This window comes from Lentzea kentuckyensis (assembly GCF_002150765.1).
Taxonomy (GTDB): domain Bacteria; phylum Actinomycetota; class Actinomycetes; order Mycobacteriales; family Pseudonocardiaceae; genus Lentzea; species Lentzea kentuckyensis.
Genome location: NZ_MUYM01000026.1, coordinates 23,493 through 47,701, shown reverse-complemented (window position 1 = coordinate 47,701; position 24,209 = coordinate 23,493). Strand labels below are relative to the sequence as shown.

Annotated in this window: 22 protein-coding genes; 17 read left to right on the top strand and 5 right to left on the bottom strand. The window is 69.7% G+C overall.

What is annotated here, in order from left to right; all coding sequences use genetic code 11:
• Both B0F77_RS14750 and B0F77_RS14745 read left to right on the top strand, forming a co-directional pair.
• A partial coding sequence (locus B0F77_RS14750) for a family 43 glycosylhydrolase (RefSeq protein WP_158102691.1) occupies nucleotides 1-1,652 on the top strand: 1,652 nt, incomplete at its 5' end.
• 172 nt (nucleotides 1,653-1,824) lie between these two features.
• The gene (locus tag B0F77_RS14745; protein ID WP_086663452.1) at nucleotides 1,825-2,487 is read left to right on the top strand and encodes a VldE C-terminal domain-containing protein; all 663 of its coding nucleotides are present in this window, start codon (nucleotides 1,825-1,827) and stop codon (nucleotides 2,485-2,487) included.
• Nucleotides 2,488-2,523: 36 nt separating this feature from the next.
• Here B0F77_RS14745 and B0F77_RS14740 read toward each other — a convergent pair whose 3' ends face one another.
• Nucleotides 2,524-3,291 (bottom strand): NADPH-dependent F420 reductase, encoded by a 768-nt coding sequence (locus B0F77_RS14740; protein ID WP_086663451.1) that lies wholly within the window; start codon nucleotides 3,289-3,291, stop codon nucleotides 2,524-2,526.
• Nucleotides 3,292-3,421: 130 nt separating this feature from the next.
• Between B0F77_RS14740 and B0F77_RS14735 the strand changes: the two genes are divergently transcribed.
• Entirely contained in the window at nucleotides 3,422-4,021 is a 600-nt protein-coding gene (locus B0F77_RS14735; RefSeq protein WP_211293795.1) for a TetR/AcrR family transcriptional regulator, read from the top strand.
• A gap of 7 nt (nucleotides 4,022-4,028) precedes the next feature.
• Here the strand turns inward: B0F77_RS14735 and B0F77_RS14730 are convergent, their stop codons facing one another.
• Nucleotides 4,029-5,231: a vanadium-dependent haloperoxidase gene (locus B0F77_RS14730; RefSeq protein WP_211293794.1), complete on the bottom strand. Its 1,203-nt coding sequence runs from the start codon at nucleotides 5,229-5,231 to the stop codon at nucleotides 4,029-4,031.
• 267 nt (nucleotides 5,232-5,498) lie between these two features.
• On the opposite strand from B0F77_RS14730, the gene B0F77_RS14725 reads away from it, so the two are divergent.
• Together B0F77_RS14725 and B0F77_RS14720 are read left to right on the top strand one after the other, a co-directional pair.
• A complete protein-coding gene (locus B0F77_RS14725; protein ID WP_086663449.1) occupies nucleotides 5,499-5,921 on the top strand; it encodes a hypothetical protein in 423 nt (140 codons plus the stop codon).
• A gap of 80 nt (nucleotides 5,922-6,001) precedes the next feature.
• Nucleotides 6,002-8,626, top strand: coding sequence for a tetratricopeptide repeat protein (locus B0F77_RS14720; RefSeq protein WP_086663448.1), 2,625 nt, complete (start codon nucleotides 6,002-6,004; stop codon nucleotides 8,624-8,626).
• A 7-nt stretch (nucleotides 8,627-8,633) separates the two neighbouring features.
• Here the strand turns inward: B0F77_RS14720 and B0F77_RS14715 are convergent, their stop codons facing one another.
• Both B0F77_RS14715 and B0F77_RS14710 read right to left on the bottom strand, forming a co-directional pair.
• On the bottom strand, nucleotides 8,634-9,278 hold the full coding sequence (locus tag B0F77_RS14715; protein ID WP_086663447.1) for a dihydrofolate reductase family protein: 645 nt from the start codon (nucleotides 9,276-9,278) through the stop codon (nucleotides 8,634-8,636).
• A 52-nt stretch (nucleotides 9,279-9,330) separates the two neighbouring features.
• Nucleotides 9,331-9,897 carry a TetR/AcrR family transcriptional regulator gene (locus B0F77_RS14710; RefSeq protein WP_086663446.1) on the bottom strand — a complete coding sequence of 189 codons (567 nt, stop codon included), beginning with the start codon at nucleotides 9,895-9,897 and terminating at the stop codon, nucleotides 9,331-9,333.
• 113 nt (nucleotides 9,898-10,010) lie between these two features.
• Here B0F77_RS14710 and B0F77_RS14705 point away from each other — a divergent pair, with 113 nt between their 5' ends.
• From B0F77_RS14705 to B0F77_RS14650, 12 genes are all read left to right on the top strand, one after another.
• Nucleotides 10,011-10,445: a DUF6069 family protein gene (locus B0F77_RS14705; protein ID WP_086663445.1), complete on the top strand. Its 435-nt coding sequence runs from the start codon at nucleotides 10,011-10,013 to the stop codon at nucleotides 10,443-10,445.
• A gap of 132 nt (nucleotides 10,446-10,577) precedes the next feature.
• On the top strand, nucleotides 10,578-11,480 hold the full coding sequence (locus tag B0F77_RS14700; protein WP_086663444.1) for a DUF4082 domain-containing protein: 903 nt from the start codon (nucleotides 10,578-10,580) through the stop codon (nucleotides 11,478-11,480).
• Between the two features lie 134 nt (nucleotides 11,481-11,614).
• Nucleotides 11,615-12,781, top strand: coding sequence for a right-handed parallel beta-helix repeat-containing protein (locus tag B0F77_RS14695; RefSeq protein ID WP_086663443.1), 1,167 nt, complete (start codon nucleotides 11,615-11,617; stop codon nucleotides 12,779-12,781).
• A gap of 96 nt (nucleotides 12,782-12,877) precedes the next feature.
• Complete coding sequence (locus tag B0F77_RS14690) at nucleotides 12,878-13,843, top strand: pectate lyase family protein (protein ID WP_086663457.1); 966 nt, start codon at nucleotides 12,878-12,880, stop codon at nucleotides 13,841-13,843.
• Between the two features lie 10 nt (nucleotides 13,844-13,853).
• Nucleotides 13,854-15,431 (top strand): pectate lyase family protein, encoded by a 1,578-nt coding sequence (locus tag B0F77_RS14685; RefSeq protein WP_086663442.1) that lies wholly within the window; start codon nucleotides 13,854-13,856, stop codon nucleotides 15,429-15,431.
• Nucleotides 15,432-15,459: 28 nt separating this feature from the next.
• Complete coding sequence (locus B0F77_RS14680) at nucleotides 15,460-16,566, top strand: ArsR/SmtB family transcription factor (RefSeq protein ID WP_086663441.1); 1,107 nt, start codon at nucleotides 15,460-15,462, stop codon at nucleotides 16,564-16,566.
• Nucleotides 16,567-16,677: 111 nt separating this feature from the next.
• Nucleotides 16,678-18,225, top strand: coding sequence for an ABC transporter substrate-binding protein (locus B0F77_RS14675; protein WP_086663440.1), 1,548 nt, complete (start codon nucleotides 16,678-16,680; stop codon nucleotides 18,223-18,225).
• Nucleotides 18,226-18,333: 108 nt separating this feature from the next.
• Nucleotides 18,334-19,164, top strand: coding sequence for an ABC transporter permease (locus tag B0F77_RS14670; RefSeq protein ID WP_143466728.1), 831 nt, complete (start codon nucleotides 18,334-18,336; stop codon nucleotides 19,162-19,164).
• Nucleotides 19,165-19,171: 7 nt separating this feature from the next.
• Nucleotides 19,172-20,113, top strand: coding sequence for an ABC transporter permease (locus B0F77_RS14665; RefSeq protein ID WP_086663439.1), 942 nt, complete (start codon nucleotides 19,172-19,174; stop codon nucleotides 20,111-20,113).
• Nucleotides 20,114-20,122: 9 nt separating this feature from the next.
• Nucleotides 20,123-20,980 carry an ABC transporter ATP-binding protein gene (locus B0F77_RS14660; RefSeq protein WP_211293793.1) on the top strand — a complete coding sequence of 286 codons (858 nt, stop codon included), beginning with the start codon at nucleotides 20,123-20,125 and terminating at the stop codon, nucleotides 20,978-20,980.
• Nucleotides 20,980-21,756, top strand: a complete 777-nt coding sequence (locus tag B0F77_RS14655) for an ATP-binding cassette domain-containing protein (protein ID WP_086663438.1) — start codon at nucleotides 20,980-20,982, stop codon at nucleotides 21,754-21,756. Before B0F77_RS14660 ends, B0F77_RS14655 begins: the two co-directional genes overlap by 1 nt.
• Nucleotides 21,757-21,778: 22 nt before the next feature.
• On the top strand, nucleotides 21,779-23,104 hold the full coding sequence (locus tag B0F77_RS14650; RefSeq protein ID WP_086663437.1) for an alpha/beta hydrolase domain-containing protein: 1,326 nt from the start codon (nucleotides 21,779-21,781) through the stop codon (nucleotides 23,102-23,104).
• Here the strand turns inward: B0F77_RS14650 and B0F77_RS14645 are convergent.
• Complete coding sequence (locus tag B0F77_RS14645; protein WP_211293792.1) at nucleotides 23,068-24,120, bottom strand: LacI family DNA-binding transcriptional regulator; 1,053 nt, start codon at nucleotides 24,118-24,120, stop codon at nucleotides 23,068-23,070. The two genes, B0F77_RS14650 and B0F77_RS14645, sit on opposite strands and share 37 nt — an antisense overlap.
• Nucleotides 24,121-24,209 lie beyond the last annotated feature (89 nt).

Here is a 24,209-nt window from a genome sequence, read left to right as displayed (position 1 = left end):
GTGACGTCACCCGCTCGTCGGACGGCCTCGCCTTCGGTGGTAGCGACGGTTACGTGCACCTGCCGAACAACCTCATGACCGGGCTCGACGCGATCACCGTGTCGGCACGGGTGTGGGTCGACCCCGGCCAGCAGACGCCGTACTTCCTGTTCAACCTCGGCAACAGCACGAACGGCGCCGGTGACGGTTACCTCTTCGCCAGCGGGGACAGCTACCGGGCGGCCATCGCGGCCGGCAACTGGTCGACCGAGCAGAACGCCAACAGCGGGCGCAACCTCGCCAGGGGCACCTGGCACACGCTGACGTACACGCTGGCCGGTGGAAAGGCACGCCTGTACGACAACGGGGTCGAGGTGGCCCATGCGGACGGTGTCACGACGAAACCGGGTGACCTGGGCGGCGGCATCACGACGTCGAACTACATCGGCCGCTCCGCCTACGCCGCGGACAAGTACTTCAAGGGCAAGATGAGCCGCTTCACCGTGTGGAACCGCGGCCTCACCACGTCGGAAGTGCTGGAGCTGCCGGGCAACGAGACGGCCGTCGCGTCGGTGAACCTGGACGCGCTGAAGGTTCCCGCGGTCATCGACAGCCAGGCCGGCACCATCCTCCTGCCGGTGAAACCCGGCACGGACCTGCGCCGCCTGGCGCCTCGGCTGGAGGTCGCGGACGACGCGAACGTGTCGCCCCGCAACGGATCGAGGCAGGACTTCACCAAGCCCGTCACCTACACGGTCACCGGAGCGGACCGGAGCAAGCGCACCTGGACGGTGCGCGCGGCCGTCATGAACAGCCCGGTTCTCCCCGGCTACAACGCGGACCCGAACATCGTCCGGTTCGGCGACACCTACTACATCTACGCCACGACCGACGGCTATCCGGGTTGGTCGAGCACGTCCTTCAACGCGTGGTCCAGCAAGGATCTCGTGAACTGGACGAAGCACGAGAAGATCCTCGACCTCGGCCCGGGAGTGTCCTGGGCGGACAGCCGGGCCTGGGCACCGACGATCGCGCAGAAGAACGGCAAGTACTACTTCTACTTCTGCGCCGACGCCAAGATCGGCGTGGCGGTCGCCGACTCGCCCACCGGCCCGTTCACCGACGTGCTCGGCAAACCCCTGATCGCGTCGAACCCCAACGGTGGCCAGGCCATCGACCCGGCCGTCTTCACCGACGACAACGGTCAGAGCTACCTGTACTGGGGCAACGGCGAAGCGTACGTGGTGCCGCTCAACGCGGACATGACGTCGTTCGACGCCACGAAGATCAAGCACGTCACCGGGCTGGACGGTTTCCGCGAGGGACTGTTCATGACCAAGCGCGGCGGGACCTACCACCTCACCTGGTCCATCGACGACACCGGTAGCGAGAACTACCGCGTCGGCTACGCCACGGTGACCGGGCCCATGCTCGACGGCCTGGTGAACCGCGGGGTGATCCTGGAGAAGGACCCGTCACTCGGCATCCTCGGCACCGGGCATCACAGCATCGTCCAGGCGCCGGGAACCGACGACTGGTACATCGCCTACCACCGCTTCGCCATCCCTGGCGGCGACGGTACGCACCGCGAGGTGACCATCGACCGGCTCCGGTTCAACGCGGACGGCACCATGGCCGAGGTCGTGCCCACGCTGCAAAGCATCACCCGCTGATCGACCCTCTTGGTCTGGCGGGACCGCGACACCAGGAAGCCGCTTCGCGCGGCTTCCTGGTGCGACTCGGGTGAAATGTGACCATCAACACTCGCCCGTGATGTTCCCGTGCTCATTTCGTAACATTGCGCGCCGTGTGACATGCCCTGTCCCCGACGCAAGGTGTTACCGAATGCCGGGCCGACATAGAACGAACGAAACACCCAGCCGGAAGCTGCCCATCGCGGTCGCCGCCACCCTCACGGTGGGCCTCGCCGCGACCTTCTGGGTCGTCCGATCTTCCGACCAGCAAGTCGATCCAACCGGCGCGGCCGCCAATCTGGCCGCCGCGTCGCAGTCCGCCAGCCAGGACCCGCGGCCTGTCGCGACCTCGACCACCGCGCCGTCGTCCTCGCAACCTCCGGCGACCACCACAGCACCACCGGTGACCACGACACCACCTCAGACCACCACGCCGCCGCCCCCACCGCCGCCTCCGCCCTGTCCGACCACCCTGGACGGAGCCAAACCGCATGTGGCGCAGGTAGGCCACCACCTCGCGGGCAAGTTCGGCGTCAAGGACATCGGCGGCGCCGCCGGCCGAGGCGGCTCCGGTGAGCATCCCCTCGGCCTGGCGCTGGACTTCATGGTCGACCCCGCCACCGGCAACGCCCTGGCCGACCACGTGCTGGCCAACCGCCGGGCGTTCGGCGTCACCTACGTGATCTGGCGCCAGCGCTACAACGACGGCAGCGGCTGGTCGGCGATGGAGGACCGGGGGAGTCCGACGGCCAACCACATGGACCACGTGCACGTGTCGTTCCAGGCGAACGCGACCGTCAACGTCACCTGCTGATCTCTTCGCCCCTGACCCCTCCGGTCCTCGTCGGGCTCAGGCCACCAGACGGTCGGCGGTGAGCTTGCGGGGAGTGTCGGCGAGCAGGGTGCGCAACCGCGCCGCGGACAGCGGGGCGCCGGGAAGGGCAGGCAGCGCCTGCGGCGGCGTGCCGGCGCGGAGGGCTTCGCCCACCTGTGCCAAGGCCGACAGCAGGGCTTCGGGATCGGCGAAGTACGGCGCCGCGTAGGGCGCGGTCTCCGGTTCGAAGCGCCAGCTCTCGGCCAGGGGGCCCACGTCGACGGTGTCGAACCCCAGCCGGTCGATCAGGGCGGCGGCGCTCGCCCTGGCCTCCGGGTCGTCGCCGGCGATGGGCAGGGCGGTGCGGTCGGCGGCGCCCGCGGGCCGCGCGAGCTCGGGGATCTGGAGGTCGCCGATGTTGTTGAACGCCTTGACGAGCTTCGCGCCGGCCAGGTGCTCCTGCACGAGTTCGGTCGTCGTGAGCGTGCCCGAGTCGAGGACCTCGATGCGCCCGTCGCGGAACGGGTAGTAGTTCATCGTGTCGAGCACGACCTTGCCCGCCAGCGCGGCGACGGGCAGCTGCCGGTAGGCGGCCAGCGGGACGCTCACCATCACCCAGTCGCCCGCGCGGGCCGCCTCCTCGGGCGTCGCGGCCCGTGCCCGTTCGCCGAGTTCCGCCACGGTATCGGCCAGGGTCTCGGGGCCGCGGGAGTTGGACAGGACGACGTCGATCCCCGCCACGACCGCGAGCCGGGCGACCTTCGCGCCGATGTTGCCGCTGCCGATGAAGCCAAGTGTTGCCATGGAAGGAGTTCTCCTCGTCTCGGCGGAAGCCGGAACCTCGCGTCATTAACCGGAGCAAGTGCTCCTCTTGACCGTAACACAAGCGGAGCAAGTGCTCCGAAAATGTGGGGTTCGCGGTAAGCTGAACGCCGTGACCGTCGCCGACCAGCCCGCCAAGCGCGCCCGCCGCGCCGACGCCGAGCGCAACCGCGCCGCGATCGTCGAAGCGGCGGGTGCCGTCTTCGCCGAACTGGGCGGCACCGTCGACGTCCGCGAGATCGCCCGGCGCAGCGGCGTCGGCATGGGAACGCTCTACCGCCACTTCCCGACCAAGGACGACCTGCTCGCCACCGTCCTGGAGGAGCAGTTCACGGCGTGGCTCACCGAGGCGCACCAGCAGGCCTCCGCGATCGAGGACCCCTGGCAGGCGCTGACCGGCTTCTTCGAGGAGATGCTCACGACCCAGGCCGGCAACCGCGCGCTCGTCGAGAGCTACGCGGCCACCGGTGGTCCCACCCGTTCATGCGCCGAGCGGTGCTACTCCGTCATCGACGACCTGCACACCCGCTGCCTGGACGCCGGCCTGTTGCGGCCCGATGTCACCACCGCCGACCTGGTCGTGCTCAGCACGTCCCTGAGCCAGACCGTCCAGTTGACCGGCGACAGCCACCCCGGCCGGTGGCGTCGCGTCCTGCGCATCTCCCTCGACGGCCTCGGCAGTCACAACACCGAACCGCTGCCAGAGGCCTGATCCGTGGTCAGTCGCCGCGCCGGCCGAAGGTGCGGTCGAGCACGTCACGGGCGACGCTGCTGCCGAGCCGATGCCCGTCCGTGGTGGCGAAGCGGTAGTGCACCCCGGCCCAGATCCTGGCCTGGTCCAGTTCGGCCATGGCCTGGGAGAGGCTGTGGTAGCGCCGGGTGGTGCCGGAGTCGGCGCTGTGGGCGCTGAAGGACAGGTCGTCACGGCCGAAGAACTTGCGCAGGGCCGTCGTGGTCGCGGCGGTGAAGCAGGCGTGGCCGGACGGGTATTCCGGTGACGGCGCGGTGGTCCGCAGCGGGGTCCACGCCGGATCACCCGCGGTGGCCGGGTTGCCGTCGGTGTCGGCGAGCGGGACCGCGGTCACCGGACGCCAGAAGTGCCAGCGCTTCTTCTCCTGGTAGCACGCGATGAGCGTGTCGGCGGCGGCCACGTCGACCATCGCGAACATCCGTGCCGTCTGCAGCGTGCCGAGCCGGTGGGTCGTGGCGAGCTGACGTTTGATCGCCCACTCCACCAGTCGCGGGTCGTCCCACCAGATCCCCGCTTCGGTCTGGTCGGGTGTGCGCGTCGTGCTGGTGGCCGAGCCGAGGGACTTGACCTCGTTCAGGTCACGGGCGTAGGCGGCGCTGGTCAGGGCCGGCGGGCCAGGGGCGCGGTACGGGCGCGGGTCGACGACGAACGGCTTCAGGGTGGCGAACCAGGCGCCGGTCTGGAGAAAGCCGGGCGGCGTCGGCCGCCACTGGCCCGGCGCGGTGCCGACGGGCCAGGTCGCGTCGGAGAACGCGCCGTCGTCGCGCCGGGCGTTGATCATGGCCGCGGCCGCCGCCTCGCCGACCGCGACGCCGCCGCGCTCGGACGGGCCGTCGGGGATGGCGGCGAGCGACTCGTCGTACCACGTGCGCAGGGAGCCGGTCTGGGCGGGGAAGAGCCACACGAGCGTCCGGTAGGCCGCGGTGGCGACGGCCGCCGGCGTCGAGTCGCCCGGCCGGCTGCGGGGAGCGATCAGGTACGGCTGGTACGGGGCGCCGGCGATCGCGTTGGCCGCGTCGTACACCGCGCCCTGCACGATCGCGAAGCTGCGCGAGGACGCGGTCGGCGACTGCTGGGCGACGTCGTGGATGGCCGTCTCGGCGTGGAGGTTCCAGGTGATCACGGCCCCGGGTTCGGGCCGGGCCTGCGCCGCGCTTCCCGTGAACACCACCGGTGTAACGGAAAGCGCGGTCAGCAGAGCGGCCCCGCACAGTCGGCGAAATTTTCCAGACTCACGAATGCGATGTGTCATGGAATCCCCAGGTGTCAATCGGTGACACGAAGGTTCCAGTCTCCAACCGCGGTGACGCACGGGCAACAACCCTTGGCGTGCAAGCAATTACTCCGTCCAGGTTCGTCCAGGTTCCATCCGTGCGACCGGATCGCGGGCCACCGTGATCACGAACATCCACCAACACCACGAAAAAGGGGAGTACGGATGGTGTGGAAGACAGGAATCGGCAGGGCCGGGTTGCTGCTCGCCCTGCTGCTGACGGGATCGACGGCCCTCGCACCCAGTGCGTCGGCTGACGACGTGAGCGCGATGGGGTCGCGCAACGTGAAGGTCAAGACGACGGACTCCAAGCCGGGCGGTGTGCTGGCGGCCACGATCACCTGGTCAGGCTCCGGGCCGTACGACGGCAAGGTCGACGGGTGGGTCGAGGATCTGGAGGCCGACGGCTACTGCGTCAGGGCATGGGTCTGGTACGACGGGACCCAAAGTCTCCTCAACAGGACCGATGCGTGCCCGAAGGACAACGCCCAGCGGGCCAAGTTCTCCTACTACAACAAAAAGCGGGTGCTCGTCAAAGTGTGCCTGGTGAAGGACGGCGAACAGAAGCACTGCAGCCCCTGGTCGTGACCGTCTGATCGAATCCCCTTGGTGCGGACCGTACTTCTGGCAATCTGCTCAGGAGGACGACACGTACCGGGGGGATCTCGATGCGGACTCCGAATCCTGAGCGCGCACGGACGTTGGACGAACTCATCGCCGAGCTCAGGTTGTTGAAGGTGTGGGCGGGCGACCCGTCGATCACGACGATCACCCGGCGGATCCACCGGACGTTGCGGGCGGCGGGGGCTCCGGAGAGCGAGTGGCCGGCGCGTGCCACCGTCGGGGACTGCTTCCGCCTCGGCCGCCGCCGTCCCAATCCCGAACTGGTGCTGGCGGTCGTTCGATCCGTGGTCGACGACGAGCCGGAGGTGCTCCGGTGGTATCAGGCCCTCCGCCTGGTGTTGGGCGAACGGGAAATCGCCGGCCACGTGACCGTGCGGGACCGGCTCCCGGCCGATGCCGAGCTGTTCACCGGCCGCGCCGATCTGGTGACCGAGTTGTTCCAGGCCGCGGGAGCGAGCGCGGAGGTGGTGGTGCTGGCGGGCATGGCAGGGGTGGGCAAGACGACGCTGGCGCTGCACCTCGGTCACCGGATCCTCGCCGAGCACGGCGACCGGACGGTGTTGTTCGCCGACCTGCGGGGCTTCGACCCGGAGGACCCGCCGGCCGATCCGTTCGCCGTGCTGGGGTCGTTCCTGCGGTTGCTGGGGGTGTCCGGCGAGCGAATGCCCAGAACCCTGGACGGGCGCGCCGGCCGCTACCGGCAGCGGCTGGCCGGCACGAAGGCGTTGGTAGTGCTGGACAACGCCCTGGACGAGCGGCAGATCGAACCGTTGCTGCCCAGGTCGCCGGACTGCCCGACGCTGGTCACCAGCCGCAACGCCCTGCCGCGCCTGGACGGTGTCCGCAGCGTCTCGTTGCCGGTCCTCACCCCGGCCGAGGCCCTGACCCTGTTGCGCCGCACCGCCGGCGCGGACCGGGCCGACGCCGACCCGGTGGCCGCCGAGCGGATCGCCGACCTGCTGGGGCGTCTGCCGCTGGCGATGTCGATCATCGGCGGACACCTGCGGGACCACCCCGACTGGACGCTCGCCGACTACGTGCCACCGCTCACCGCGCTCGCCCTGGAGGGCGGGGTGCGCGCGGCGCTGGCCCTGTCCTACCGGAGCCTGCCGGACGAGCCACGCCGGTTGCTGCGGTACCTGGCCCGGCAACCCGGTCAGGATCTGGGCGTGCGGGCCGCCGCGGCCCTGGCCGGGCAGGACGTGGACACCACTGAGCACCACCTCCGGGCCTTGGTCACGGCGCATCTGCTCGAACGCCCGGCAACGGGCCGGTACGGGTTCCACGACCTGGTGCGCGCCTACGCCCTCGAACGATCGCGGCTGGAGGACCCGTCGTCCTGCGCCGACCAGGCGATGACCCGTCTGGCCGACCACTACCGGCACGGTGCGGCGGCGGCGATGGACCTGCTGTACCCGTTCGAGAAACACCGCCGCCCGGTCGTCGCCACACCGGAAGCCACCGCCCGCCACGGCTCACCCGAGGACGCCAGGGTGTGGCTCGCGCAGGAGGAAGCGAACCTCCTGGCCGTCGCCGGCCAGCGGAATCTCCTCCGGCACACCGCGGACATCTCGGCCCTGTTGTGGAGGTTCCTGTACGACACCGGAAACCACGTCACCGCCCTGCGGCTGCACCACGGCGCGCTGACCGCGAGCCGGCTGCTCGGGGACCGGGCCGGCGTCGGTCAGGCGCACCACCGGCTGGGGGCCGTGTGCTGGCGGCTGGGCCGGTTCGCGGACGCGTTGGACCACTATGGACATTCGCTGGACGTGGCCCGCGAACTCGGTGATCGCGCCGAAGAAGGCAGGGCGCACAACAACATCGGCATCGTGTACGAACGGCAGGGCCGGCTGTCCCTCGCGCAGGAGCACTACCTGACGGCGTTGGACGTGGCCCGAGAGGTCGGCGACCCGGCCAGCCTCTCGCGGACGCTGACCAACATCGGGAACATCCACTGGGGCCAGGGCCGCCACGACGAAGCCCTGGCCGCGCACCAGGAAGCCCTCGTCCTGGCACGCGAGACGGGCGACCTCGTCAACGAGGCCCGGACGCTCAACAACCTCGGCAACGTCCACCGCCGCCGTGGTCACCACGCCGAGGCACTGGGGTACTACGAACGCTCGCTGGCCGCCCTGCGCGGCTCGGGCTACGAGGACGAAGTGGGTCACACCCTGACCAACGTGGCCTTCGGCCGGCACCACATCGGTGACCACCACGGCGCCTTCGAACTCCTGACCATCGCGCTCGCCGCCGCCCGGCGGGCGGGGAACCGCGTCGACGAGAGCTACGCGCTCACGGTCCTCGGTGCCGTGCTGCGGGCCCAGGGCAGGTTCGCGGAGTCAGTCGCCCACCACCGCCACGCGATCACCATCGCGGACGAGTTCGTCGACCACACCGTGAGTCTGATCGCCCTGAACAACCTCGGCGAAGCCCTGTGCGCCTCGTCGCCGGCGGACGCGGTGAAGGCGCACGACGCCGCTCTGGCACTCGCCGAGGAGGCGGGCGACAGCTACGAGCAGGCCCGCGCCCACCGCGGACTGGGCGACGCCCACGCCGCAATGGGCGACACCATCCCTGCCCGAACCCACTGGCACGCCGCCCTGACCCGCTACACCGACCTGAACCTGGCGGAAGCAAGCCAGGTGAGGTCACGCCTGGAAGTGGGGTGAGCGGGCGTCACTTCCGCCAGAACAGGTGGTGCGTCACACCGCTCGAACTGGGCACGACGTCGAGGTGGAACCGGTCGAGCAGCTCGTCGGGCGTCTTCCACAGCGCCACCCCGTGACCGAGCTCGACCGGCGACACCGCGACGTGCAGGGTGTCGATGAGGTCTGCGTCGAGGAACGACCTGATGGTGGTGGCGCCGCCGCCGATGCGGACGTCCTTGCCCTGCGCGGCCTGCTTCGCGAGCTTGAGGGCGTCGGCAGGAGAGCCGTTCACGAAGTGGAAGGTCGTGTCGGAGAGGGTGAACGACGGCCGCTCGTGGTGGGTCAGGACGAAGACCGGCGTGTGGAACGGCGGTTCGTCGCCCCACCAGCCCTGCCAGTCGTGGTTCTCCCACGGCCCGCGGTGCGGGCTGAACTTGTTGCGGCCCATGATCTCCGCGCCGATGTTGTGCTCGAAGTCGCGGGTGAGGTAGTCGTCGAGGCCGCGGCTGCCACCGGGGTCGGTGCGGTTGGGCCAGCTCGCCGTGGCGCCCGCCCACGCGAACATGGTGCCGGGATCGGCGTGGCCGAACGGCCTTTCGAAACTCTGGTCCTCACCGGCGCCGAACCCGTCCCGCGACACGACGAAGTTCTGGACCTTCACCAGCTGGGTCATGGGGCTTCCTTCCGTTCTTGGTCGATGGGTGGACCTCAGTGGCCGTGCGAACTCATCGGTCCGGCCGGTGCCCGTCGAGGAACCGCCGGACGACGGCCTCGGGATCGGCGGGCGCCTGGGTGGCTCGCTGGTCGACCCGGCGGGCGATGGCCCGCATCATCACCGGGCCGACCAGGGCGAAGAACGTGTGCCGCGGCGGCTCCACGACGAGGGCTCCCCGGCGCTGGTGGTGCAGGATGACCTCGTCCACCTTCTCCAGCAGCTTCTCGGGTTCGGTGAGCACGGCGGCGACCTCGGGGCTGAACTTCGCCTCCCGCATGAGGGTGAGCACCACGCCGCCACGGGTCTCGTAGAGCCGGGTGTAGTAGGTCAGGATCGTGATCAGGTCGGCGGCCACGTCGTCGCCCGGAGCGTCGAGGTCGAGCGAGAACTCCGCGAAGTTGCCGCGCACTGCCTGCCGCAGCAGGTTCTCCTTGGAGGTGAACCGGCGGAACAGCGTCGCCTCGTTGATCCCGGCGGCGTCGGCGATCGCGCGGGTGGTCGCGCGTTCGTAGCCCTGTTCGGCGATCACCTCCAGGACCGCGTCGAACACCGCCTCGTCGGTCACCCGGCCCGCCACTCACCCTCCTCGATCCGTCACCAATGCAAGTGGGCACTTGCATTGGCGTGGGCGCGTGGCTACCTTGTTTGCAAGTGACCGCTTGCAAAACAGCCTACCTAAGGACAGGGCTCATGGCCGACAGCAGCTTCCCCGCACGCTCCTCCGTTCTCGCGCCCAGCGCCGGAGAAATCGTCGTCGGCCTGCTGGGCGCCGCGGTGGTCTCGATCGCGGTCAACGCCCTGATCGCTTTCATCGCGGGCAGGTTCGTGCCCGCCGGCGTGGAACGTACGGGCCTGGCGCTGGGGGAGTACGCGCCCGCCACGGTGATCGGCGTCCTGCTCGGCACGCTCGGCTGGTACCTCGTGCGCCGCATGGCCCGCGCGCCGCGGCGGGTGTTGCGCGTCCTGGTGCCCACCGTCGTCGTGCTCTCGTGGATTCCGGATCTGGGCATCCTCGCGGCAGGTGCTTCGGTGGTGAACTCACTGGCGCTGATCGTCATGCACACCGTGGTCGCCGCGGCCACAGTGCCTGTGCTGTCACGTGTTCTGCCGATCGGCGACAAGTGAAGATGATCGCGGTGGTCCGTCTGCGCGGCCGTCACTGCGCTGGTCGCCGCACTGTGTAGCGAGGTCGTCACTTCGCGCGATCCATCTCCGGGGGGATCTTCCCCGTGTCGAAGCGATCGCGAGGAGAAACGCATGTCCTGGCAGGACTTGATCGACCCGTCGCGCGTCAGATCGTTGTGGCGCAAGGTGCTGGTGGCCGCCGTGGCAGCGCTGCTGGTGTTCTCCGGTGCGGCTCACGCGACGGCCCAGCTTCCGCAGTCCCAGATCTACACGCCCTCGAACAACGGGCAGGTCGAGGTGGGCGAGCCCGTGCTGATCTCGGGCGGCGGCTGGGACCAGAACTACGGGCCCAACCTGCTGGAGGCCTACGAGGTGTCGTTCGACGGCGGCTCGACCTGGGAGCCCGGCTACCGGACCGCCGTCGTGCGGCTGGGCGGTGAAACCGGCATCATCCAGGCGCTGTGGGCGTACGAGTTCACTCCGCAGGAGCCCGGCGTCTACACGATCGTCAGCCGGGTCAACACCGACACCCTGTTCGGCCAGGTTTCCGCACCCCGGACGCTGTACGTCGGCGTGCCCGCACCCTCGCTCGGCGCCTGCTACTGGTGCGTGTTCCGCACCGATCACCCCTACGAGGACGTGGTCGAGTGGCGGCGCGTGGAACTGGGTGTGCGGTTCCGGGTCGACCGGCCGGGCACCGTGAGTTCGATCAGCGTCTCGTCGAAGCCCGGCCGGGTCAGCAGGGTGCGGTTGTGGCACAGCAGCGGGACGTTGCTGGCCGACCAGCGCGTCGCCGGGGCGTACCCCGAGGCGTTCACCACGCCGGTGCCGGTGGTGCCGGGCGAGGAGTACGTCGCGTCGTACACCGCGTACCTCGGCGAGTACCAGGCCACCGAGAACGTCTTCCCGGCGACGGTGGTCTACGCCCCGTTCGTCCTGCCCGCGCACGCGGGTGTCTACAGCTACGACGACGGGTTGCCCACTCAGACCTGGGGCAACAGTTACTACTGGGTCACCCCGGTGCTCCAGCCCTGAAGTATTTCTTCGGTTCACATTCATGAATGGGCGTGAGTATTAGCCCGCATGGAACATTGCGGATTTCCGTGGATTTGCGTTAACGTGCCTGGGAGCGCTCCCGGACACGTTGACGCAATTCAGGGACGTGAACAATGAAGCTTGTTTCCATTGCGGCTGTATTAGCCGTGGGCGCCGCCGTGGTTTTACCTTCCAATGCGGACGCGGCGACGTCGCTGTTCGTCGCGACCACCGGCAACGACAGCAACCCGGGTACGCAGGCGGCACCGTTGAAGACCGTCCAGAAGGCGGTCGATCGCGCCGGGCCCGGCGACACCATCTACCTGCGCGGCGGCACGTACGCGCCGAGCACGAACATCCAGATCCTGAAGAACGGCACGTCGAGCGCGCCGATCACCCTGCGCAGCTACAACAACGAGCGGGTGGTCATCGACGGCGAGAACATGCCGTACACGCCGGGCGCGGTCGGCTCCAGCATCCCGCGTGCGGACCGCGGCGCGATCCACATCGAGGGTGATCACTGGCGGCTGATCGGCCTGGAGATCGCACATGGGCCGTACGGCGTCTTCGGCCTGGACTCCAGCAACAACGTCTACGACCGGCTCGTCACGCGGGACAACTACGAGTCCGGGTTGCACCTCGTCCAGGCCTCGAGCAACAACCAGATCATCAACCTGGACAGTTACGGCAACCGCGACCCGCGCAAGAACGGCGAGAGCGCCGACGGCCTCGCCATCAAGGAGGGCGCGGGCAGTGGCAACGTCGTGCGCGGTGCCCGGCTGTGGAACAACTCCGACGACGGCCTGGACTTCTGGATGTTCTCGTCGCCGATCGTCGTGGAGAACAGCCTCGCGTGGGGCAACGGGTTCAACCGCTGGAACCTCCCGGACTTCGTCGGCGACGGCAACGGTTTCAAGCTGGGCGGCAACGGCGTGGCGGCGGACCACGCCGTCCGCAACTGCATGACGTGGGACAACGCCGCCAGCGGCTTCATCGACAACAACAACCCCGGCCGCCACAAGATCGAGAACAGCACCGCGTGGGACAACCCGAAGACCGGATTCCTCTTCAACCGGTCCTCCAGCACCCTCGCCAAGAACCTCGCCGTCGCCAACGGAACCAACTCCTCCCTCGGTTCCACCTCCACCGGCAGCGGCAACTCGTGGAACATCGGCGGCTCGTGGTCGTTCCAGAGCACGAACGCGGCCACCATCACCGGCCGGCGCAACGCCGACGGCTCCATTCCGTCGTCGAACTTCCTGCGTCCGAGCAACAATTCCGACGTGGGCGCCCGGTTCTAGGGCCACGCCACTGGCGGAATTCGACGAAATTCGACTGGTCACATTCGTGAACAACCGCTGTTCCGTGCTGCCGAATTCCTGGTGAAGGAGTCCGCGATGACCGAAAACCTCCGGATCACCCGCCGCACCCTGCTCGCGGGCACCGCGGGCGCCCTCGTCGCCGGGAATCTCGCCACCCCGGCCGGAGCCGCCGCCGGCCCGGACGGGTTCGCGAGCGTGAACGCGCTGGGACAGAACGGAACCACCGGGGGAGCGGGTGGCACCGTCGTCACCGCCACCACCTCCGAACAGTTCCTCGACTACATCGACACGGTCGGCACGCTGGTCATCCAGGTGTCCGGCACGATCACCATCTCCAGCAAGCAGGGCGTGCGCCCGAACAAGACGGTCGTCGGCCTCGGCACCTCCGCGGTGATCAACGGCGGTGGGCTGGACTTCTACCGCTCGTACAACGTGATCGTGCGCAACCTCCGCTTCACCAACGCCGAGGACGACGCCGTCAACATCGGCCAGAACTCCCACCACGTCTGGATCGACCACAACGAGTTCTCGGGAGCACTGGACGGGTCGGTCGACATCGTGCGCGGCGCCGAGTACGTGACCGTGTCCTGGAACTGGTTCCGCGGCACCGACAAGTCCATGCTGATCGGCCACTCCGACGGCGCGGCGGGCACCGACAAGGGTCACCTCAAGATCAGCATCCACCACAACTTCTTCGACGGCTCGCGGCAGCGGCACCCCCGCGTGCGGTTCGGCGAGCCCGTGCACGTCTACAACAACTACTTCCGCGCCAACGAACTGTACGGCGTGGCGTCCACAATGGACGCAGGCGTGCTGGTGGAGGGCAACTACTTCGAGAACGTGCCCCACCCGATCCTCGTCGGTTACGGCGACAGCGGCCCCGGACGCGTCGTCCAGCGCAACAACGTCTTCGCAGGCTCGGGCGTCCCGCAGACCGCGGGCACGGTCCAGGAACCGCGCACCTTCTACCCGTACACCCTCGACAACGCCGCCGACGTGCCCCGCATCGTCCGCGCGGGCGCCGGCGTCGGCAAGAGCTGAGGAGAAGCGCATGCGCCACAAGCTCAGGCTCGCCGCGGCGGCGGGCAGTCTCACACTGGTCGCGACCCTGGCCGCGTTCCCGGCGGCCTCGGCGGCGACGCTGCTCGCCGACGACTTCGGTGACGGCGACGCGAGCGGCTGGAGCACCAACGGCGGCACCTGGACGGTCACCGCGGGCGCCTTCCAGCAGGCGGGCACGAGCACGGACGCCAAAGCGCTGGCGGGGTCGGGCTGGACGGACCAGGCGGTGCAGGCTCGGGTGCGGCCGATCGCGTTCAACGGCACGAACCGGCACGCGGCCGTGCTCGCCAGAGCACAGAGCACCAGCAACTACTACTACCTGGCGGTGACGAACGCCGGCACGGTCGTGCTGGGCAAGCGGGTAGGTGGCGGCTTCACCCCGCTCGCCACCGCACCCGCGAGCGTGCCCACCGGCACCTGGGCGACCCTGCGACTGGAGGCGTTCGGCACGACGCTGCGCGGCTTCCTCGACAACGTCCAGGTCGTCACCGCGACCGACAGCACCTTCGGCAACGGCCGCGCCGGCGTGTCCACCCACTACACCGGCGCGGCCTTCGACGACGTGCTGGTGACCGACACACCCGGCACCGGCACACCGCCGACCACGACGACGACCACACCGCCGACACCCGGCACCTGCACCGCCACCGGCGCGCCGGTCGGGTTCGCGTCGGTCACCGCCTGGGGCCAGAACGGCACCACCGGCGGTGCGGGCGGTCCGACGATCGAGGCCGACACGGCAGCCGAGGTGCTGAGCGCGATCGGCCGGACAGGGCCGCTGACCCTCTGTGTGCGCGGCGTGATCGCGTTGCCGGCCGGCATGCACAACGTGGCGTCCGACAAGACGATCGTGGGCATCGGCGCGAACTCCGGCTTCACCGGAGGTGGCCTGAACATCGGTCTGCCGATCGACGACGCCGTCACCGCGCCACCGCCGGCCGCCGTGCGCAACGTGATCATCCGCAACCTGGTGTTCCGCGACTGGTCCGACGACGCGATCAACGTGCAGATGTTCTCCCACCACGTCTGGATCGACCACAACGACCTGTCGAGCGGCTACGACGGTGCCGTCGACATCAAACGCGGCTCCAGCTACATCACCGTCTCCTGGAACCACACCCACCACCACACGAAGAACATGCTGCTGGGCCACGACGACAAGAACGGCGCCCAGGACATCGGCCGGTTGAAGGTGACCTACCACCACAACTGGTTCGACCAGACGCCACAGCGCAACCCGCGGGTCCGTTTCGGCGAACCGGTGCACCTGTTCAACAACTACTACCTCCACAACACCGACGTGGGCGTCGCATGCCAGGCGAACTCGGGTTGCGTGGTCGAGGGCAACCACTTCGAGAACGTCGAGGAGCCGGTGAGCAACCACTACGCGGGACCGGCCGGCCGATGCGTGGCCAGGAACAACCTCTTCACCGGCGAGTCCGGCCAACCCGACTGCAGCGGCACCGTGGAGGAACCGCGCACCTACTACAACTACGTGCTCGACGACCCCGCCACGGTGAAGGCGGCGGTCATGGCCGGTGCGGGAGTGGGCAAGATCGGCTCCTGACCCCAGGACGCGTTTACACTCCTCCGCCATGTCCGTCCTGTTGCGACTGCACGGCGTGCGTCCGGCCGAGGTGTCGGCTCGCTGCTCGGCGGCCGCCGAGCTGATGGCGTGCCTGCACGTGCTGGCGGAACCGGGGCACCATCCGGATCGAGGTGCGTGGGCGCGCCGGGTGCTCGCCGACCTGCCCGAACCGGCGGCGGCGGACCTCGTCGCGTTCGCGCCACTGTGGGCCCGGTTCCGCACCCGGCTGCTGCTCCCGCTGACGCCGGGTGGTGCCGGGGATCTGGACGCCGAGCTCGCCCAGATCTCCGGACTGGACCTCGGCGTGTTCATCCAGCTGGCCGGGATGGCGATCTTCGGTCTCCGGCAGAACTTCGGCTGGCCGTTGGACGACGCCGCCAGCGCGCAGGCCTTCGTCCGGGCCTGCGCCGAGCGGTCCACGCGGCGCGGTGTGCTGGCCGCCGAGCTGGTGGCTGATCCGGAACGGTTCCGCGTGCGGTTGCTCGGGCTGCTGCACGTGGCGTCGGAGACGTTCTTCGGCGTGCTGTGGCGTCGCCTCCGGCCCGCGTTGGAGCGGTCGGCCGAGCGGGTCGAGGCGTCGTTGCGCACAGAGCCGCTGCCGCTGGTCGTGGGGTCGCTCGCGCCGAACTCCGTCATCGACGTCGCCGCGCACACCGTCGAGTTCAGCAAGCTCCAGCAGGCGGCGGAGACGGTGCGCGGACGCGGACTGGTGCTCGTGCCGTCCCACTTCGGGCATCCCCATCTGCTGGTCAAGGCCGACAAGGTGAAGGGCTGGCCGCCGCAGCAGCAGCCACCGGTCGTCGTCCAGTACCCGGCCGAACAGCACGGGCCGAGGGGAGCGGACACCCTCGACAAGATCCGGGAACGGATGCTCGTGCTCACCGACGCCGGCCGGTTGGAGATCTGCCGCCACCTGATCAACGAGGAGTGCACCACCACCGAACTGGCCTGGCGGACCGGGATGACGCAGCCCCAGGTGTCCCGGCACCTGCGGCGCCTGCGCGAGGCGGGCCTGGTCGTGTCCGCGCGGCACGGGCGCACCGTCCAGCACCGCATCCAGACCAGCAGGCTCTACGGAATCGGCTACGACCTGGTCGCCGGCATCGTCGGCTGAAGCGGCCGAGCCGGCTGACCATTACCGCACCCGCGGTAACTCCGGGCGCTCCCGGACGGGGACGGACGCATACTTGGCGCCACTCGCCGCCCGACGTCCCCAGGAGTGCCGATGAAGACGCTTCGCCAGCTGCTCGCCGCAGCACTCGCGGTGTCCACAGTGGCCGGATGCGCCGCACAGGCCACTGTGGACACGACCACCCCTCGCCGCGGCGGGGAACTGGTGATCGCGAGCATGCCCACCGCGCTGGATCCCGTGTACTCGACGCTGCGGAGCAACTGGCTGGCCGCCGCGACGATGTGCGAGGGGCTCTGGGAGAACGACGCCCGCATGGGGGTGCACAACGGCCTGGCAGAGAGCTACCACTACGACGGCGCCACCACTTACACGGTCCGGCTGCGCGGAGGACTCACCTTCCACGACGGCCAGCCGTTGCGGGCCGAAGACGTCGCCGCGTCGCTCCGCCGGTACGCGGGCAGCAGCCCTGGCGCGACGTTCGGCAAGATCCTCGACCAGGTCTCCGCTGCCGACGACCTGACGGTGGTCATCAAGCTCAAGCAGCCCAGCTCCGCGGTTCCCGCGCTGCTGTCCACCCCGGACACCGCCGCCTACGTCATGCCCGCGTCGCTCGTGACCGGCGTGCCGTCGAACAAACCCCTGCCGCGCATCGTCTGCACCGGACCGTACCAGCTGCGCGAGTTCGTCCCGGACCGTCAGGTGATCCTCGACCGCTTCGACGGGTACCAGCCCCGCGCCGAACCGCCGGACGGGGCCAGCGGCGCGAAGACCGCCTACGCCGACCGCGTCAAGTTCGTCCCCTACAACGAGTCCAACGTCCTCAACCAGCTCAGGACCGACGCCGTCGACATCGCTCTGTCTGGCCCGCTCATGGACCAGCTGCCGAGCTACCGGCGGGACGACAAGTTGACCCCGGTCGTCGTGCCGGGCGGCCAGTTCCGGCTCGTGCAGTTCAACCTCAAACAGGGGCCCGCGACGAACCTCGAGCTGCGCCAGGCCGTTCAGCGCGCGCTCGACCCGAAGCAGATCGCGCTGCAGAGCCTCGGCTCGACCGAGAGCTTCGTCGACGACCCCAGCATGTTCCTGGAGACCTCCCCGTGGCATTCGACCGCGGGCGGCGAGGTCTACCGGGCGGCACCGGACGTCGAGGGCGCCCGCAAGGCTTTGGCCGAGGCGGGCTACGACGGCACGCCGTTGCGGGTGCTGTACCGGCCCAGCCGCGACCCGCACGCCGAACTGGTCCGCCAGCAGCTCGCCGCCGCGGGGATCAACGTCACCCTGCAGGCCACCGACGAGACCAGCTTCACCTCCCGCCGTGCCGATCCGGCGCAGTGGGACCTGTTCCTCGCCACCGGTACCAGCTACTCGGATCCGTTGACGGTGGTGTTCCTCAGCTCGGGTTTCCCCGGCTGGTGGAACACCCCGGCGAAGAACGCGCTGATGAACCGCATCCTCTCCGGCGCCGACCAGGCCGCCCGGCAGGCCGCGTGGACGCAGCTGCAGGAGCTCGTCTGGACCGACCTCCCGTTCGTGAAACTCGGCTTCGAGGGAAACCTCGCCGTCACCAGCACGCGCATCGGCGGGTTCGCGCCGGCGCTCGGCACGGTCCGCGGCTTCTACAACGTCTGGCTCGCGCGCTGAAGAGCTGCCATGAACGGCGCTTTCGTGGACCTCAGGTCCACGAAAGCGCCGTTCATGGCCAGCGATTGGGGCACGCGGCCCGGCACCTCCTCGTAGAAGGAAAAAATCATGCTGCGACAACGTTTCTCAGCTCTGTTGCGCGACCGGACGGCGATGGCGGGGGCGGCGCTGCTCGGACTGATGATCGCCCTCGCCGTGCTGGCCCCGCTGCTCGGCGGCGACCCCTACCGGGTCGATCCCACCAGCACGTTGCGCCCGCCCAGCGCCAGCCACTGGTTCGGCACCGACGAGAAGGGCCGGGATCTGTGGACGATGGTGGTCCACGGCGCCCGCACGTCACTGGCCATCGGCGCCGTCGCCACGGCGCTCGCCGTCCTGACCGGCTACCTGCTCGGTGTCCTTTGTGGATACTTCCGCTGGGTCGACGCGGTGGTGATGCGGGTGGTGGACGGCCTGATGTCGTTCCCCTCGATCGTGCTGGTGATCAGCCTCGTCGGGGTGCTCGGTGACGGCGTCGCCACGATGGTCACCGGACTCACGGTCGTGCTGATCCCGATGGTCACCCGAGTCGTGCGCGGTGCCGCGCTCGCGGTGAAGGCGATGCCGATGGTGGAGTCGGCGACCTCGCTGGGCTCCCGGACGAGCTGGGTGCTGCTCCGCTACGTCGCCCCGGAAGCGCTGTCGGTGACGATCGTGCAGGCCACGCTGGCGTTCTCGATGACCGTGCTGTCCGTGGCGGCGCTCAGCTTCCTCGGCATCGGACTTCCTCCCGACGTGCCGAGCTGGGGCACCAGCCTGTCGGCCGCCCAGCAGTACTTCTACTCGGCCTGGTGGATCGGGGTGTTCCCGGGCCTCGCCATCGTGACGACCGTGCTCGGGCTCGTGCTGCTCGGCGACGGCCTCCGCGACGTGTTCGACCCCCGGTCGGCGAGGAAGTGAGAACCCCGTGACCAACTACCTGTTCAAGCGCCTCGGCGCGCTTCTGCCCACCGTCGCCGTCCCGATGGTGCTCCTGTTCGTCATGCTGCGGCTGGCCCCCGGTGACCCGGCGGCCGCCATCGCGGGCGATGCCGCCACCACGGAGGAGATCGCGGACGTCCGCACCCGGCTCGGCCTGGACGCCTCGCTGTGGCAACAGTTCCTCACCTGGCTCGGCCGGGTGGTGCGGCTCGACTTCGGCGACTCGCTGTTCGCCGGACAGCGGGTGTCCGGCCTGGTGTTCGAGCACGCGCTGGTCACGCTGCAGCTCACCGTGTTCGCGCTCGCCGTTGCGGTGCTGATCGGCCCGGCGCTCGGCATCGCGGCGGGCACCCGCAGGCACGGTCTCCTCGACCGGCTGCTGGTCTTCGGGTCGTCGATCGGCATCGCGCTGCCCAGTTTCTGGCTCGCGGTCCTGCTGATCGCGGTGTTCGGGGTGGTGTGGCAGGTCTTCCCGGTCGCGGGGTACGTCTCGTTCACCGAGGACCCGGTGCTGTTCCTGCACCACCTGGCGTTGCCGGCGATCTCGCTGGGCCTGCTGGAGGCGGCCACCCTGTTCCGCTACAGCCGGGCGGGAGTGCTCGACTCGCTGCACCAGCCGTTCGTGACCACCGCGCGTTCGATGGGACTGCCAGAAGGCACGGTGATCCGGAAGTACGTCTTCCGCGCGGCCGTGGTGCCGATGGTGACCGTCGTCGGCCTGACCACCGGCTCGCTGATGGGCGGGGCCGTGGTCACCGAGTCCATCTTCTCCATCCCCGGCCTGGGCCAGCTCCTGCTGACGGCGGTGCAACGCAGGGACTACCCGGTCATCGAAGGCTGCATCTTCTTCATCGCCGTGGTCTACGTCCTGCTCAACCTGATGATCGACCTGCTCTATTCGCTGCTCGACCCGCGCATCCGCTACTGAGGAGTCCGCGTGCACACCACAACTGAGCCAGTACTGCGCGTCCGCGGGCTCTCCGCGCGCGTCGGCGATCTCCGGCTGGTGCGGGAGGTCGGCTTCGAAGTCCATCGTGGACGGACACTCGCCGTCGTCGGCGAGTCCGGATCGGGCAAGAGCATCACCGCCGCCGCGGTCATGGGCATCCTGCCGCCGCAGATCAAGGCGGAAGGTTCGGTGTTCTTCGACGGAACGGAGCTGCTCGGCGAGCCGGCGAGACGACGCCGTGCCCGCGGGGGAGCGGAGATCGGTTACGTGTTCCAGGAACCGATGAGCGCCCTGCACCCGTTGCTGCGCATCGGCACCCAGATGATCCGCCCACTGCGCCACCACCTCGGTCTCACCCGCCGCGAGGCCCGCGACCGGGCCCTCGACCTGCTGGACCAGGTCGGGCTGGGCCGGGAGCGGAAGCTGCTCGACGGCTACGTGCACGAGCTGTCCGGCGGCATGCGCCAGCGCGTCATGATCGCCATGGCGATCTCGTGCGGCCCCCGGTTGCTGCTGGCCGACGAACCGACGACGGCACTCGATCCCACCGTGCAGCAACAGATCCTGCGACTGCTCGTGCGGTTGCGCGAGGAGCTCGACCTCGCCCTCGTGCTGATCAGCCACGACCTCGGGCTGGCCGCCCGCTACAGCGACGAGGTGCTGGTGATGTACGACGGCAGGGTCGTCGAACAGGGTCCCACCGCGCGGATCATCGAACAACCGGAGCAGCCCTACACCCGCGCGCTGATCGACGCGGCGCCCCGGCTCGGCCGTCGCCTCGACCGGCTGCCCACGATCGACCGAGCGGTGCTCGACCAGACCCGCGCACTGGCAGGAGGGGCGTGATGGACGTGGTGCTGGACATCGACGGCGTGGGCAAGGACTTCTCCGCCGGCCCGTTCTTCGCCCGCCGCCGCACGGCCGCCGTCACGTCGGTGAGCCTGCGCGTGCACACCGGTGAGACGGTCGGCCTGGTGGGGGAGTCGGGCAGCGGCAAGTCGACGCTCGGCCGCATGGCCGTCGGCCTGCTGACCCCGGACCGCGGCCGGGTGACGGTGCAGGGGCAACCCCTCGCTTCGTTGACACCGGAGAAGATGCGCTCGTTCCGGCGGACGATGCAGATGGTCTTCCAGGACTCGTCCAACTCGCTCAACCCCCGGATGACCCTGGAGGACCTGCTCGTCGAACCGTTCCGGGCGCAGGACCTGCACACCCGCGCCGAACGACGGCGCCGCGCGGCCGCGCTCGCCGACGAGGTCGGACTCGCCAGATCCGGTCTCGTCCGGCTGCCGCACGAGTTCTCCGGCGGCCAGCGGCAACGCATCTCGATCGCCAGGGCGCTGGCGCTCGAACCGGACCTCCTCGTCGCCGACGAACCCGTCTCCGCCCTCGACGTCTCGGTCCAGGCGCAGATCCTGAACCTCTTCAAGGACATCCAGCAGGCGCGGAACTTCGCGATGCTGTTCGTCTCCCACGACATGGCGGTGGTCGAGTTCATCAGCGACCAGGTCGCCGTGATGCGGGCAGGGGCGCTGGTCGAGTTCGGCAGCCGCGACGACGTCTTCGACTCCCCTCAACAGCCCTACACCCGAACCCTGCTCGACGCCGCACCTTCCCTGTGACGGCACCGAAGAAAGGATCCGCATGACCGTCGTCGCGGCCACCGTCACCGGCCCGCACCCCGACACCCCAGGTTCCCGCGCGGTCGTGCTGGAGCCGTACGGCACCGATCGGATGGCGCGGTACGACTACGTCCAGGAGGAGTACCTCGTGTCCGGCACGGCTGCCGGAACCCCCTACGGCACCAGGATCCTGATCCGCCGCCCGGCTGATCCCGCACGCTGCAGCGGCACGATGATCGCCGAGGCCAGCCACATCTGGGGCGGCACCTCGGTGTGGCGCGCGATCAACCGGTTCGTCATGCGGGGCAACCACGTCTGGGTCGAGATCGACTCCCAGGCCCCCTCGGCGATGGGGCTGGTCGCGGGCGCCGACCCGGACCGGTACCGGTCGTTCAGGTTCGCGGAAAGCCCGCTCTCCCAGCAGTTCGCCGCCACCATCCCGTTCTCGCCGGACGCGGACTACGCCGAGGTCGTGGCGGAGTACGACAGGTTCATGCGGCGGTGGTGGGACGCGACACCGCAGTCGCCGGAGATCCTCGCCCAGGTCTCCGCGGCACTGCGGGAAGGCCTGCCCGGCAGCGGGATCAAGGCGCGGAAGGTGTTCCTCGGCGGCATCTCCCAGACCGGCGGGGTCGTGCGCGAGTTCATCCGCCACCACCACGACCGGCTGCGGCTGCCCGCAGGCGCCCCGGCCTTCGACGGCTATCTGCCGGGAGCCTCCGGCGGGCCGGCTCTGCCCGACGTCGACGTGCCCGTCATCGAGGTGCTCGGCGAGGCCGAGTTCCAGAGCGTCCGCCGGCGGTGCGGAGTCGGCGGGCAGGTGCGCGGGTTGAGCCACCGCCGTGCCGACAGCGCGACGTTCCGGCTGTACGAGGTCGCCGGCATGGCGCACCGGGAGACCCGCGAGATGTCGGCGGCCGACCGCGACCGGCTCGCCCGGTGCCCGCTCCCGGCCGGTGCCCGCTGGAGCACCTTCCCGAACAGCCACGTCCACCACGCGTTGTGGCAGGCGCTGCTGGACTGGTCGGACACCGGACGGGCGCCCGCGCCCAGCATGGTCCTCGCCACCGAAGGGGACACCGACGAGATCCGGCGCGACGAGCACGGCAACGCGCTCGGCGGCTGGCGGACCACCCACGTCGACGTGCCCACGTCCACCCTGACCGCCGCGACGCCGCTCGGGCGCCCCAGTTGGTACCACGGCAACGAGATGCCCTTCGATCCCAGCACGTTCGAGCAGTTGTACGGCAACGTCGAGCGGTGGCAACGGAAAGTCGCCGACCGGCTGGAGCAGTACCTGCGGGAGCAGACCTACCTGCCGATCGACGCCGAGGAGCTGCGCCGCTGATTCCCTTCCGCCAGCACGGTTTCCGCCGGGATCTCACCCGTGCCGCGGCGCACGACGACGCTGGGCAGCGTCACGGTGCGCGGGGCGCCGGCCGGGTCGCCGATCCTCTCGACGGCGAGCTTCGCCGCCTGCCGGCCGACCTCCTGCGGGTCGCGGACGACGGCGGACACCCCGAGGCCGACCGACAGGTCGTGCTCGTCCAGCGCGATGAACGCGTACCGCCGGTCGTTCGCGATGCGGTCGAGCAGCACGCCGGTGCTGATGCCGAGGTTGAGCGCGAGCACCGCGGTCGGTGGCGAGTCCAGCGCCATCAGCCTCTCGATCGCGGCACGTGCTTGTGCGGACGTCGTCAGGTTCGCGACCACGAGGGACGAGTCGTGCCCGGCGAGGCCCGCGTGGAAACCGGCGAGCCGCTGCCGGGTCCGGAAGGAGTCCGAACGACCGGCCAGCGCGGCGATCCGCGTGTGCCCCAGGTCCACGAGACCCGTCACCGCCTCCGCCACGGCCCGGTCGTCGTCGGTCATCACGACGTCGGCGGCGAGGTCGTTGGCGGGGCGGCCGACGAGCACCACCGGTGTGCCGAACAGGTTCTCGGCGGAGAGGAACCCGCGCTCGTCGCCGTCCGGCATCATCATGAGCGCGCTGACCCGGTGGTCGATCATCGCCCGCGCCAGCTCGGGTTCCCTGGCCGGATCGTCCTCCGTGGAGCCGATGAGCAGCTGCAGCCCGGCCCGGCGGAGCTCCTGCTCGGCGCCCGCTGCGACACCCGCCTGGAACACGTTGGTGAAGCCGGCGGTGACCAGACCGACGGCCCCCGCCGGACGTCCCTGCCGCAGGTCGCGCGCCATCGGGTTGGGGGAGTAGCCGAGCCGTTGGACGGCTTCCATCACCCGCTGCCGTGTCTCCGGTACGACCCGTGGTGAGTTCTGCAGGACACGCGTCACCGTCGCGGTGCTGACCCCGGCCGCGTGCGCCACCTCGCGCAACGTCACCCGTTGGCGGTCGATCTCGTTCAACAGCTTTCCTCCCGCGCGGTACTCGTGTACGTACCGAATGTAAACGTTGACACGGCCGCCCGTCCATGCGCACAATCCGCCATGTTGAC